Origin of the sequence: Microbacterium saperdae, from assembly GCF_006716345.1 — a bacterium.
Taxonomy (GTDB): domain Bacteria; phylum Actinomycetota; class Actinomycetes; order Actinomycetales; family Microbacteriaceae; genus Microbacterium; species Microbacterium saperdae.
This window is the reverse complement of record NZ_VFOX01000001.1, coordinates 2,421,039-2,433,759: the sequence shown is the minus strand read 5'-3', so window position 1 is coordinate 2,433,759 and position 12,721 is coordinate 2,421,039. Positions and strand designations below refer to the sequence as shown.

At 67.9% G+C, this 12,721-nt stretch carries 12 protein-coding genes; all 12 read left to right on the top strand.

The features are described 5' to 3' along the window. Nucleotides 1–6: 6 nt before the first annotated feature. From FB560_RS11605 to FB560_RS11550, 12 genes are read left to right on the top strand one after another with little or no spacing between them, the layout of a single operon-like run. The gene (locus FB560_RS11605) at nucleotides 7–735 is read left to right on the top strand and encodes a glycosyltransferase family 2 protein (protein ID WP_141872508.1); all 729 of its coding nucleotides are present in this window, start codon (nucleotides 7–9) and stop codon (nucleotides 733–735) included. Further along, a complete protein-coding gene (locus FB560_RS11600; protein ID WP_141872507.1) occupies nucleotides 732–1,136 on the top strand; it encodes a DUF2304 domain-containing protein in 405 nt (134 codons plus the stop codon). The genes FB560_RS11605 and FB560_RS11600 overlap by 4 nt, the downstream gene beginning before the upstream one ends. Then, nucleotides 1,133–2,365 carry a glycosyltransferase family 4 protein gene (locus FB560_RS11595; protein ID WP_141872506.1) on the top strand — a complete coding sequence of 411 codons (1,233 nt, stop codon included), beginning with the start codon at nucleotides 1,133–1,135 and terminating at the stop codon, nucleotides 2,363–2,365. The genes FB560_RS11600 and FB560_RS11595 overlap by 4 nt, the downstream gene beginning before the upstream one ends. Continuing rightward, complete coding sequence (locus tag FB560_RS11590; protein ID WP_229673113.1) at nucleotides 2,362–2,973, top strand: acyltransferase; 612 nt, start codon at nucleotides 2,362–2,364, stop codon at nucleotides 2,971–2,973. The genes FB560_RS11595 and FB560_RS11590 overlap by 4 nt, the downstream gene beginning before the upstream one ends. Beyond that, nucleotides 2,970–4,067 (top strand): DegT/DnrJ/EryC1/StrS family aminotransferase, encoded by a 1,098-nt coding sequence (locus FB560_RS11585; protein ID WP_141872505.1) that lies wholly within the window; start codon nucleotides 2,970–2,972, stop codon nucleotides 4,065–4,067. Before FB560_RS11590 ends, FB560_RS11585 begins: the two co-directional genes overlap by 4 nt. Next, entirely contained in the window at nucleotides 4,064–5,059 is a 996-nt protein-coding gene (locus FB560_RS11580; RefSeq protein WP_188895215.1) for a Gfo/Idh/MocA family protein, read from the top strand. Before FB560_RS11585 ends, FB560_RS11580 begins: the two co-directional genes overlap by 4 nt. Nucleotides 5,060–5,075: 16 nt before the next feature. Then, nucleotides 5,076–6,296: a glycosyltransferase gene (locus tag FB560_RS11575; RefSeq protein WP_141872503.1), complete on the top strand. Its 1,221-nt coding sequence runs from the start codon at nucleotides 5,076–5,078 to the stop codon at nucleotides 6,294–6,296. 24 nt (nucleotides 6,297–6,320) lie between these two features. After that, the gene (locus FB560_RS11570; protein ID WP_141872502.1) at nucleotides 6,321–8,105 is read left to right on the top strand and encodes an ABC transporter ATP-binding protein; all 1,785 of its coding nucleotides are present in this window, start codon (nucleotides 6,321–6,323) and stop codon (nucleotides 8,103–8,105) included. Beyond that, nucleotides 8,102–9,187: a glycosyltransferase gene (locus FB560_RS11565; RefSeq protein ID WP_170198111.1), complete on the top strand. Its 1,086-nt coding sequence runs from the start codon at nucleotides 8,102–8,104 to the stop codon at nucleotides 9,185–9,187. Before FB560_RS11570 ends, FB560_RS11565 begins: the two co-directional genes overlap by 4 nt. Further along, on the top strand, nucleotides 9,184–10,320 hold the full coding sequence (locus FB560_RS11560) for a glycosyltransferase (protein WP_170198110.1): 1,137 nt from the start codon (nucleotides 9,184–9,186) through the stop codon (nucleotides 10,318–10,320). The genes FB560_RS11565 and FB560_RS11560 overlap by 4 nt, the downstream gene beginning before the upstream one ends. Beyond that, nucleotides 10,317–11,462 (top strand): glycosyltransferase, encoded by a 1,146-nt coding sequence (locus FB560_RS11555; RefSeq protein WP_141872499.1) that lies wholly within the window; start codon nucleotides 10,317–10,319, stop codon nucleotides 11,460–11,462. The genes FB560_RS11560 and FB560_RS11555 overlap by 4 nt, the downstream gene beginning before the upstream one ends. Continuing rightward, complete coding sequence (locus tag FB560_RS11550; protein WP_141872498.1) at nucleotides 11,459–12,712, top strand: glycosyltransferase; 1,254 nt, start codon at nucleotides 11,459–11,461, stop codon at nucleotides 12,710–12,712. Before FB560_RS11555 ends, FB560_RS11550 begins: the two co-directional genes overlap by 4 nt. Nucleotides 12,713–12,721: the final 9 nt, after the last annotated feature.

Here is a 12,721-nt window from a genome sequence, read left to right as displayed (position 1 = left end):
CAGTCGATGCGCTCGATTGATCCGTCCGTTCTCGTCGTCATTCCGGCGCTGAACGAAGAAGACTCCGTCGGCGAGGTCGTTCGTGCCGTCGTCTCGGCCGTCCCCTCCGCCCGGTGTCTCGTCGTCGACGACGGTTCTTCCGATCGCACAGCGGAACGGGCCGCCGCTGCGGGAGCGATCGTGCTCTCACTGCCGTACAACCTCGGGGTCGGCGGTGCGATGCGCACGGGCTTCCGGTTCGCCCGGGCGCATGACTACCGCACCGTCGTCCAGGTCGATGCCGACGGGCAGCATGATCCCTCCGCGATCCTGCAGTTGCTCGAGGGGCTGGACGAGGCCGACCTCGTGATCGGCGCGCGGTTCGCGGGGATCGGCGACTACGGCGTGCGCGGACCCCGCCGTTGGGCGATGCGTGTGCTGGCGACGGTCATGAGCCGTGTCGCTCGCACCCGCCTGACGGATGTCACCAGCGGCTTCAAGGCGGCAGGCCCCCGGGCGGTGGCACTCTTCGCGGACAACTTCCCGGCCGAGTACCTCGGAGACACGATCGAAGCGCTGGTGATCGGCGCGCGGGCCGGACTCACGATCAGGCAGGTTCCCGTCGCGATGCGCCAGCGGCAGGGAGGCGAGCCGTCGCACCGACCGTGGAAGGCTGCGGTGTACCTCACGCGCGCGTGTGCGGCGTTCCTGCTGGCCATGCTGCGTCCGCGCACCCCGATCGAAGGAGTGCGATGAGCCCGATCACTTACGCGTTCGGTATCGTCGCAGCGCTTCTCGCGTTGTTCGCGATCATCGAGCTCATGCGCAGGGGAACCCTTCGCGAGCGGCACGCCGTGTGGTGGTTCGTGGGAGGTCTGCTCGCGCTCGTCCTCGCCGTGTTCCCCCAGACGCTCACCTGGGTGGCACGCGTGCTCGGCGTCGCCCTGCCCATCAACCTGGTCTTCTTCGTCGCGATCGGTCTGCTCTTCCTGGTGAGCCTGCAGTACGGCGCGGAGTTGACCCGCACGGAGGAGAAGATGCGGGCGCTCGCCGAGAAGTCCGCCTTCCATGAGCAGCGCATTCAGGCTCTCGAGGCACGGATCGCCGACCTCGGTGCGCACACCGACGGTGACGACGACGGGGGAGTCGCGCCGTGAGCCGGCCGGCCCGCGCCATCATCGCCTCACGTCTGTTCCCCCCGGAAGTGAGCGCCGGCGCCTTCCGGCTCGGAGCGCTGGCTGAGGCGCTGCGTGCGCAGGGCGACATCGCCGTCCTCACCACGAGACCTCCCTCGCACGCGCCTGCGGCGGCAGATGCCCCTGGGGTCGACGTGCGCAGGTGGCCGGTCCTCCGCGACCGCGGCGGGAACGTGCGCGGCTACGTCCAGTACATGAGCTACGACGTTCCGCTTCTGCCGCGCCTGCTGTTCTCCCGCTTCGACGTGGTGATCGCGGAGTCCCCTCCGACCACGGGTATCGTCGCCTCTCTGGTCGCCGCGATGCGGCGCAAGCCCGTCGTCTACTACGCCGCGGATGTGTGGACGGACGGCGTCATCTCGATGGGGGCGCCGAAGCCGGTCGTCGGAGTGATGCGCTGGATGGAGCGCGCGGTACTGCGCCGTGCCGCCGCGATCATCTCCGTGTCCGACGAGGTGACCGAGCGTCTCCTCGTGCTCGATGCCGACCCGGATCGCATCGCCACGGTGGGCAACGGCATCGACACGGCCGTCTTCACGCCCGAAGCCACGGTCCCCGACGGAGCCGGGCGCTACTTCGTCTACACCGGGACGATGTCGGAATGGCAGCGTCCGGACGTCTTCATCCGTGCCTTCGCGCAGATCGCCTCCGAGAATCCGGACGTGCGTGTCAAGTTCTTCGGGCAAGGCGCAGTCGAACAGGACCTGCGCGCGCTCGCCGAGTCGATCGTGCCCGGTCGCATCGATTTCGGCGGTGTGGTGAGCCCGGCGCAGTCAGCGGGGTGGATCCGCGGGGCGGTCGCGTCGCTCGTGAGCATCGTGCCCGGCATCGGCTACGACTTCGCCCGACCGACCAAGACCTACGCGGCGGCGGCCGTCGGCACTCCCGTCCTCTTCGCGGGCCCCGAGACCGGTTCCCGGCTCGTGAAGGACGCGGATCTCGGGCTCGCCGTCGATTTCGACGCCGATGCGGTCGCGGCCGCGATGAGGGTGCTGCTCTCCGAGGCCGAGACCGGGCGTACCGAGGAACGACGCCGGGTGCGCGCGTCGTGGGCGAGGGACAACGTGTCGTTGACGGCGGTGGCCGCCAGAGTGGCGGCAGTCGTCTCGCAGGTTCGTCACGAGCGGACGACTAAGATCGAGGATGCGCGACGCGCGCATTCCGGACCCGATGGAAGGCCAGTTTCGTGACCAACACCGGCAATGTGCGGATCGTCGACTCCGCCGACGTCTCCGCTGACGCCTCGATCGGCGACGGCTCCTCCATCTGGCACCTCGCACAGGTCCGCGAGGACGCGCAGATCGGTGCGAACTGCATCGTCGGCCGCGGCGCCTACATCGGAACCGGCGTGATCATGGGGGACAACTGCAAGGTGCAGAACTACGCCCTCGTCTACGAACCCGCCAAGCTCGGCGACGGTGTCTTCATCGGCCCCGCCGTCGTGCTGACCAACGACACCTACCCGCGTGCCATCAACGCCGACGGCTCGATCAAGAGTGCGCACGATTGGGAACCGGTCGGCGTGACGATCGAGACCGGTGCCGCGATCGGGGCCAGGGCGACATGCGTCGCTCCGGTGACGATCGGTGCCTGGGCGACGGTCGCCGCCGGAGCCGTCGTGGTCAAGGACGTCCCTGCCTATGCGCTGGTCGCCGGGGTCCCGGCGCGCAGAATCGGCTGGGTGGGGGAGTCGGGCGTTCCGCTCGTCCCCGGCGATGCGGATGGCACCTGGGTGTGCCCGAGTACCGGTGCGCACTATACCGAGACCGATGGAACACTGATCAAGGAGACCGTGTGAGCGAGTTCATTCCCCCCGCAAAGCCCATCATCGGAGATGAGGAGCGCGCGGCAGTAGATCGTGTGATGCGCAGCGGCATGGTCGCGCAAGGCCCCGAGGTCGCGGCGTTCGAGGCGGAGTTCTCGGAGCACTTCGTGCCGGGACGTCCGTCCGTGGCGGTCAACTCCGGAACGGCCGGATTGCACCTCGGACTGCTGGCTGCCGGTGTCGGCGCCGGCGACGAGGTCATCGTGCCCTCGTTCACGTTCGCGGCGACCGGGAACTCGGTGGCGCTCACGGGTGGAACCCCGGTCTTCGTCGACATCGAGCCCGACACGTTCACGCTCGACCCCGAAGCCGTCGCCGCGGCGATCACTCCGCGCACGAAGGGCATCCTCCCCGTCCACCTGTACGGCCACCCGGCTCGCATGCGTGAGCTCGAGGCTCTGGCCGCCGAGCGCGGTGTCGCCCTCTACGAAGATGCAGCGCAGGCCCACGGTGCGTCTCTCGACGGGCGACCGGTCGGATCGTTCGGCGAATTCGCGATGTTCAGCCTCTACCCGACGAAGAACATGACCAGCGGCGAAGGCGGCATGGTCACGACGGCGACGGATGAGATCGCTCGTCGGGTGAAGCTCCTGCGCAACCAGGGCATGGAGCGTCAGTACGAGAACGAGGTCATCGGCTTCAACGCCCGCATGACCGACATCCATGCGGCGATCGGTCGTGTGCAGCTGACCAAGGTCGATGCGTGGACCCGGACGCGTCAGGCCAACGCCGCGTTCCTCGACGCGAATCTCGCGGGCGTCGTCGTGCCGCCCGTGGCCGAAGGCGCCGTGCACGTCTACCACCAGTACACGATCCGCGTGCCCGAGGACCGGGACGGCTTCGTCGCCGCGCTGAAGAACGAGTACAACGTGGGCGCGGGTGTGTACTACCCGATCCCGAACCACCGTCTGCCCTCGCTGACGCATTTCGCCCCGGGGCTCGACCTTCCCGTGACCGAGCGCGCGGCCCGTGAGGTCGCCTCGCTTCCCGTGCATCCTTCGCTGAGCCAGGACGACCTCGAGCGCATCGTGGCCGCCGTGAACGCCGTCGCGAAGGCAGGCGCCTGATGGTCCTGCGCGCCGGCCTGCTCGGCGTGGGGATGATGGGACGTCACCATGCGCGGGTGCTCCGCGAGATCGAGGGAGTCGACCTCGTCGCGATCGCCGATCCCGGTGGCGACCCGCACGGTGTGGCAGGCGACCTGGAGATCCTCCCCGACATCGATGCGCTGATCGGTGCGGGCATCGACATCGCGGTCGTGGCTGTACCCACACGCTTCCACGAGGACGCGGCGATCAAGCTTGCGGCTGCAGGCGTCCACACGCTGGTCGAGAAGCCCATCGCGCATGACATCCATGCAGGTCAGCGGATGGTGGATGCCTTCGCCACTGCAGGGCTCGTGGGCGCTGTCGGGCACATCGAGCGCTTCAATCCCGCTCTTCAGGAGCTGCGCCGTCGCATCGAGGCGGGCGAGCTCGGCGCGGTGTATCAGGTCGCGACGCGGCGCCAGGGGCCCTTCCCCTCCCGCATCGCCGACGTCGGGGTCGCGAAGGACCTCGCATCGCATGATGTCGACCTCACGGCGTGGGTCGTGCAGAGCGACTACGAACGAGTCTTCGCGCAGACCGCCTTCAAGAGCGGTCGCGAGCACGAGGACATGATCACGATCACCGGGCGCACGGCATCCGGGGTCATCGTGAACAACATCGTGAACTGGCTCAGCCCGATGAAGGAGCGCGTCACTCTCGTCACCGGCGAGAAGGGAGCCTTCGTCGCCGACACGTCGACCGGCGATCTCACCTTCTATGCCAACGGCACCATCCCGCTCGAGTGGGAGTCCGTGTCGTCGTTCCGCGGGGTCTCAGAAGGAGACGTCACGCGCTATGCGTTCGCCAAGCGCGAGCCGCTGCGCGTCGAGCACGAGGCCTTCCGCGATGCTGTGCTCGGTCACGAGACCGACGTCGTCACCATGGAGCAGGGCCTGAGGACGCTCGCCGTCGTGGAAGCCGCGCTCGAGTCGGCCCGCAGCGGAGACTCCGTCTCGCTCGTCTCCGGCTGAGGCCGTCGACACCGGCATGAGCGCTATCGCTCGGCTCAAGAGGGCTGTGGTCGCGGTGATACCGGACCCGATCGCGGAGAGGGTGCTTCCCTGGCGTCGCACCGCCTTCCGAGCGGCGGGGGTGTCGCGGCCCGCCGACGCACCGGTGCGCCTCCTGATCGGCCCCGTGAACTCGGCAGGTCAGGGTTTCGCGTGGGCGCGGGCCGCCGATCGCATCCCGGGTGTCTCCGCGATGAACTTCATGTACCGAGGGGCGCAGGATGTCTTCGCCTACCCGGCTGATCACTCGGTGTCGACCGCGTACTTCGTGGAGAACCGGCGCTGGCAGCGGACCCAGAGGCGCGCCGTCGAACAACGTTTCACGCATGTCCTCGTGGAATCGGGGCGTGCGCTGTTGGGCGGGGGAGCGACGGCCGAGGTCGACGTCGCCCACCTGACCCGGCAGGGTGTGCAGGTGGGCCTGCTCTGGCACGGCAGCGACATCCGGCTGCCGAGCGTGCATCGGGAGATGGAGGCGGACTCGCCGTTCCTCGACGGGACGTATCCGGAGCAGGCGAGGCTGGAGGCCATCGCCGCGGCGAACGGCCGCCTGATGCGGACCTCCGGCCTCCCCAGTCTGGTGTCCACTCCCGACCTGCTGTCCTTCGCCCCCGATGCGCAGTGGCTCCCGGTCGTCGTGGATGCGCGTGTCTGGGCGGACGCCGCGCCCGTGCGCGCGTTGCAGCGAAGTCGTCCTGTCGTGATCCACGCGCCCAGCAGGGCCGGATTGAAGGGGACGCCGCTGATCGCCGAGGTCATGCGGCGCCTGGATGACGAGAAGATCATCGAGTATCGCGAGGTGCACGGGGTCTCCGCCGCTCAGATGCCGGAGGTGTACGGCGCGGCGGACATCGTGCTCGACCAGTTCTCGCTCGGCATCTACGGCGTCGCCGCGTGCGAGGCGATGGCCAGCGGGCGAGTGGTCGTGAGCCACGTCTCCCCGGAGGTGCGCGAGCGCGTGCACGCGATCACCGGACGGACTCTTCCGGTGATCGAGGCGACCTCGGCCGATCTGGAGAGCGTCCTGCGCGGCATCGTCGCCGATCGCGAGGACGCGCTGGCGGTCGCCGACGACGGACCCGCCTTCGTCGCGGAGGTGCACTCCGGTGCGCGTTCCGCCGAAGTGCTGGCTGCTTTCCTGGGCGTCGCGACAGCGACGTCCAGTGATCACATGGGAGACTGGAACGATGCCCGCTGATTCGTATTCGCAGAAGACCGCCTCGTGAAGCTCGTCGCGAAGACCTACCGAGAGCTCATCGGCTACCTTCCCGGCGATGCGCGGTCCTATCTGCTGCGCTACGTCGTCGTATCGTGCCTGCTGAGCATCCTGGACATCGCAGCGATCATGCTCCTCGCGCTGAGCCTGACTCCGATGATCGCGCGGACGACGATCACGCTTCCGGTGGTCGGGGCGATCGGTGAGGACGACTACATCTGGCTGATCGGATCCGTCGCGATCCTGATCCTCATCAAGTCGGTTCTCGCCCTCCTGCAGCAGTGGTTCGCCACCCGACGTTTCGCCGATTTCGAGCTCGAGATCGGTCGCCAGCTGTTCGACAGCTACATCAAGGCCCCGTGGACCTACCGACTGGGCCGCAACACCGCGCAGATCGTTCGCATCGCCGACGTCGGCATCGCCAACACGATCAGCGGGTTCCTGCTCCCGATCGTCCAGCTGCCGGCGCTCATCGTCAGCTTCACCCTGATCCTGGGCGTCATCGTCGTCGCGCAGCCCTTCACCGCGCTCATCACGGTGATCTATCTGGGGCTCATCATGGCGCTGCTGTACTGGGTCGTCTCGGGTCGTTCGGTCCAGGCCGGCCGCGTCTCGCGGGACTACTCGTTCAAGGTCGCGACGCTGATGACCGAGATGATGCAGGCGCTCAAGGAGATCACCCTCCGCAACAAGGCCGGCGAAGTCGCGGGCATCGTCCAATACAACCGCTCCTTCAGCACCCGCGCTCGCGCGAACATGAACTTCCTCGGTTCCGTGCCGGGGTTCGTGCTGAACTCTGCCCTCGTCGGCGGATTCGTGCTCGTGGGCGGCATCGGCTACTGGCGCGGTGGCATGGAGGAGGCGCTGGCTTCCGTCGCCCTGTTCGCGGTCGCCGGATTCCGCCTCGTGCCCTCGCTCACCGGATTCCAGTCGATCGTCACGACGACGACCGCCAACGTGCCGCACGTCCAGGCGGTCATCTTCGACATCCAGGTGTCGGAGAAGTACATCGAGGTGGCGGAGAAGCTCGGCCAGGATCCCATCGAGGGCGAGCCGAAGATGCTGCGTCTCGAGGGAGTGTCCTTCGGCTATCCGAAGCATGAGGACACCCCCGCCGTGCATGACATCACGCTCGAGATCCCGATCGGCAGCTCTCTCGCACTCGTGGGGTCGTCCGGTGCCGGCAAATCGACGCTGGTGGACATCCTCCTGGGTCTCCTGGTCCCGCAGCAGGGAACGATGCGGCTCGACGATCAGGATCTCAAGGACGTCCTCGCGTCGTGGCGTGCGCGTGTCGGCTATGTCCCCCAGGACGTCTCCCTGTTCGATGGAACGGTCGCGCAGAACGTCGCGCTGGACTGGGACGACAAGGACATCGACTTCGATCGGGTGCGGGCATCACTCGAGAAGGCACAGCTGTGGGACACGATCGCGGCACGTGAGGGCGGGATGCGCGGCCGCATCGGCGAACGCGGGCTCTCGCTCTCGGGCGGCCAGCGCCAGCGGCTCGGCATCGCTCGCGCTCTCTACAGCGACCCGCTGATCCTGGTGCTCGACGAGGCCACCAGCGCGCTCGACACCAAGACGGAGTCGAAGGTGACGGAGGCCATCCGCAGCCTCAAGGGCGAAGTCACGATCGTGTCTGTCGCGCACCGGCTGTCCACGATCCGCGACAGCGACCTGGTCTGCTTCATGCAGGACGGCACGATCGCCGATCAGGGAACGTTCGACGAGCTGGTGACGCGGGTACCCAACTTCGCGGAGCAGGCCCAGCTGGCGGGCCTGGCGTGAGCAGCACCTTCGTCGAGGTGGTGATCGCGTGCCACGACGAACGACGCCCGCTGGAGCGTGCGGTGGCGTCGTTGCTGCATGATGCCGACGTGCGAGATGCGGTGCGCGTCACTGTGGTGGCTCACGGACTCGACGCCGAACCGTTGCGCCGACGTCTGAGCGGCATCGAGGGCGACATCCGCGTCCTTCCCTTCTCCGACGGGGTGCGCAGCGCGGCCGGTCCCTTCAACCACGGTCTGGATGCCGTCGATGCCGAGTACTGCGGCGTGATGGGCTCGGACGACTTCCTGGAGCCGGGGACCATGAGCGCCTGGATCCGTCATGTGCGGGAGCAGCGCCCTGACGCGGCGATCGCACAGATCCGTCTGCAGGGCGAGACGCTGATGCCGAATCCGCTGGTCCGACTCGGACGCACCCGTCGTCTCGACGCCGCGCGAGACCGCCTCTTCTATCGCACTGCGCCGCTCGGGCTCATCCGTACCGCGCGCATGCGCGAGCTCCGCCTGCGCATGCTCGAAGGCGTGCGGGTCGGCGAGGACTTCGAGTTCGGCATCCGGCTCTGGGCGCACGGCGGACGTGTGGACTTCCTCGCCGGCAGTGGCGCCTACGTCATCGGCCAGGATGCGGCCGAACGCACCACCTTGGGGTCGATGACCGTCACGGAGCGTCTCGCGCCCATCGTCCGCCTCTTCGACGACGGTGTGTTCGACACCCTCTCGGCGGCCCACCGGACGGCCCTCGCCACCAAGCTCATCCGAGTCACGATCGTGGGCAACGTGCAGGCCCTGGCCGCAGAGCTCGATGATGCGCAGGTCGCGGAGTTCGCGGCGCTGCTGCGGCGCCTCCTCGACGCGGCGCCCGCGGCACTGCGCCCGTTCAACCGACAGGATCGCACCGTGCTCGACGGCCTGCTCGCCGCGCCCACATCCGCGCGGCTCCGCGCGGATGTGGCACGCTCACGGGGCGCGGGCCGAAAGGACCGATGGTTGACGCCCGACCTCGTGCACAGCTTCCACCGGGAATCGACGCTGCGTCGATACGTGCTCTACTTCTGCAAGCGGGAGAGAAGGAAACTCCGATGACCACCCGTCCGACAATGCTGATCCTGTCGTTCTCGCCCATCGTCGGAGATGCGCGCGTGCTCAAGCAGGTGGCGAGGTTCACGAAGGACTTCGACGTCACGACCCTCGGCTACGGAGATGCTCCTGACGGTGTCGTCGAGCACATCTCCATGCCGCGCGAGGTCCGGTACAACGACCTCGACGGCAAGCTGATCACGCTCAAGCGCTACCGCCAGGTCTACTGGAGGCTCTCGGCGGTGCGGTGGTCTCGTGAAGCGCTCAAGGGGCGCCGGTTCGACGTGATCATCGCCAACGACGTCGAGGCGGTACCGGTGGCCGTCAAGCTGCGCCCCCGTCGGGGTGTGCTGGCGGACCTGCACGAGTACAGCCCGCGCCTCCACGACGACAACGAGCTCTGGTTCCAGCGCATCACGCCGTGGTTCAACTGGGTCGTGCGTCGTTACGTGACCAAAGCGCAGGCCTGGACGACCGTCAGCGAGGGGCTCGCTGCCGAGTACCTGCGCAACTTCGGCTTCCGAGCGGAGCTCGTGAGCAATGCCACGCCGTATCACGACCTGGAACCTGTTCCCGTGTCGTCTCCCATCCGTCTGGTGCACAGCGGAGCGGGTCTCACGAACCGGCAGCTGCATCTGATGGCAGAGGCGGTGGCCACTGCGGATGCCGATGTGACTCTGGACTTCTATCTCACGGCCAACCACCCGGCATATCTGGAGGAGCTCAAGGAGTACGCGGCGACGACCGACCGCGTGCGTGTGCTGGATCCCGTGCCCTACGCCGATCTGGTGACGACGTTGAACGCCTACGACGTCGGCGTGTTCCTCTTGCCCCCGCTCACCTTCAACTACCGTCACGCGCTTCCGAACAAGCTGTTCGACTTCGTCCAGGCACGACTGGGCATCGTCGTGGGACCGTCGCCGGAGATGGCGGCGTACGTGGAGAAGTACGGCCTCGGCGAGGTCGCCGACGACTTCACGGTGGATGCACTCCGATCCGCCATCGAGCGGCTCACCCCCGAGGCGGTGGCGGAGTACAAGCGAAACGCCCATGCCAGTGCGGACGAGCTGGCCGGAGAGCATCAGGTGGAGAAGTGGGCACGGATCATCGACGGTCTGGTCGGGGGAGCGCGCGGATGACCATGCCGCGATTGCTGATCATCTCGTTCTCCACGATCACTGCGGATGCGCGCCTGCTCAAGCAGATCACGCGTCTGAGGCAGGACTTCGAGGTGCACACGCTGGGGTACGGCGAGAAGCCGGCCGGTGTCGCAGAGCACCTGCGCATCCCCGACGATCTCCCGATCTGGCGCTACGACCGGATCGCGGTGGTGCTGCGGCGCTTCCGACAGGCCTACTGGTCGAATGGCGCGATCGCGGCAGCCGCGGACGCCCTCCGCGGTTCCGACTGGGATCTCGTGCTCGCGAACGACGTGGATGCCGTCGGCCTCGCCCTCGCTCAGCGTTCGGTGCACGGCGTGCACGCGGATCTGCACGAATACGCTCCTCGCCAGAAAGAGGACGTCTGGAAGTGGCGGCTCTTCGTCGCCCCGTTCGTCCGGTGGATGTGCCGCACCTTCGTGGTCCGCGCCGACTCCGTGACGACCGTGGGTCAGGGGATCGCCGACGAGTATGAGCGCGTGTACGGATTCCGCCCCGGCGTCGTCACCAACGCCGCGCCCTACGCTCGTCTCGACCCGCAGCCGACGAGTGCGCCGATCAAGCTCGTGCATTCGGGGGCGGCACTCCGCGATCGGAACATCCTCGCGATCGTCGATGCCGTGGAGGTGACTTCCGCCGACGTCGAGCTGGCCCTCTACCTCACCCCCAACGACCCGGGCTTCCTCCAGGAGGTGCGCGATCGTGCCGGTGCATCGCGGCGTGTGACGCTCCACGCGCCGGTTCCCTACGCCGAGCTGTCTCGTACGCTGAACTCCCACGATGTCGGCGTGCACCTGCTGCCTCCGGTGAACTTCAACAACACCTGGGCGCTGCCGAACAAGTTCTTCGATTACGTGCAGGCTCGTCTCGGAGTCATCATCGGACCATCGCCCGAGATGTCGAGGGTGCTGCACGAGCGGGGCTTCGGTGCCGTGACCGAGGGCTTCACCGCCGCGGACCTGACCCGTCTGCTCGACGGACTGGATGTCGAACAGGTCGAGCGCTGGAAGCAGGCGGCGAACGCTGCCGCTCAGGACCTCTCCGGCGAGATGCAGGCGGAGGGGTGGGCGCGCGCCCTGCAGGCGCTGCTGTCGCGCGGCGACGCACGGAGCGGGGCATGAGCCGCCTGCTGCTGTTCACGAACGACTATCCCTATCGCACCGGCGACGTCGTGTTCGTGGAGAAGGAGATCGACGCGCTCGCCGCGCAGTTCGATGATGTGGTCGTGTTCTGCCACGCCCGTGACACCAGCAACGGGATGGTGGATCTTCCGGATGGTGTGAGGCTGGGGGGCAACCTGTTCGTCCCGGAACCGGAGGACGCTCCCCGTCGTCTCGTGGAGCCGGCGTCTCTGCTGCTCCTGGCGAACGCGACATGGCGGGAGCTGTGGAGCGGGAGGCTGCTCCGCCACGCCAAGCTCTTCCTCATGGGTGCCAAGGTGGGCATCACCCAGGCGCACCGCACGGCGGTGCGCGAAGCGATCGCCGGAGATCCGGACACGGTCGCCTACGGCTTCTGGGCGATGGGCGGCGGGCTGGGTGTGCCCTGGCTCCGCGGCGTCCGTCGCCGCGTCGTCCGGGTGCACAGGTACGACCTCTACGAAGACCAGGCGATCGGGGGCTACCTCCCGTACCGCCCGTTCCTCTTCGCACGCGCGGATCGCATCCTCGCCATCTCCCAAGACGCGCAGGCGTATCTGGAGAGCCACTACCGCGAAACGGCGGGAAAGGTGGCGCTCAGCAGACTCGGTGCACATGGGCCGGCCACGCCTCCTGCGCGGCTCCCGCACCACACCCGTACGATCGTCTCCTGCTCCGCCGTGTCGGAGGTCAAGAGGGTGTCGCTGATCCTGGACGTGGTGCGGGGGCTCGCCGCACTCGACCCGGAACGTCCGATCCGCTGGGTGCACTTCGGAGACGGACCGCTCATGCCGACGTTGCAGGCGTCCCTCGCCGACCTCCCCGATTCCCTGCAGGTGGAGCTGCGCGGTCAGGTTCCCAACTCCGAGATCGCGGCGTTCTACGCTTCCGGCGAGGCGGACGCGTTCGTCAACCTCAGCTCATCGGAAGGCGTGCCGGTGAGCATCATGGAGGCGATCGCGTACGGCGTACCGGTTCTGGCCACCGATGTGGGCGGTTCGTCGGAGATCGTCGGACCGGAGCTCCGCACCGGGGAGCTCGTCGCATCGGCGGCGTCCCCCTCGGCCATCACCGCGACGCTCTCCGCGTTGCTGACGGCCGAGCCGGGGCACTACGCGCCGCGCACGCGCTGGGAGCAGGATTACGATGCGCGCCGGACGGGCGCGATCGCCGCGGAACTCGTGGCCTCTTCCGACCTGGAGAGCAGCCCTGAGCGCGGTTCGATCGGCTGATAGCGTCGA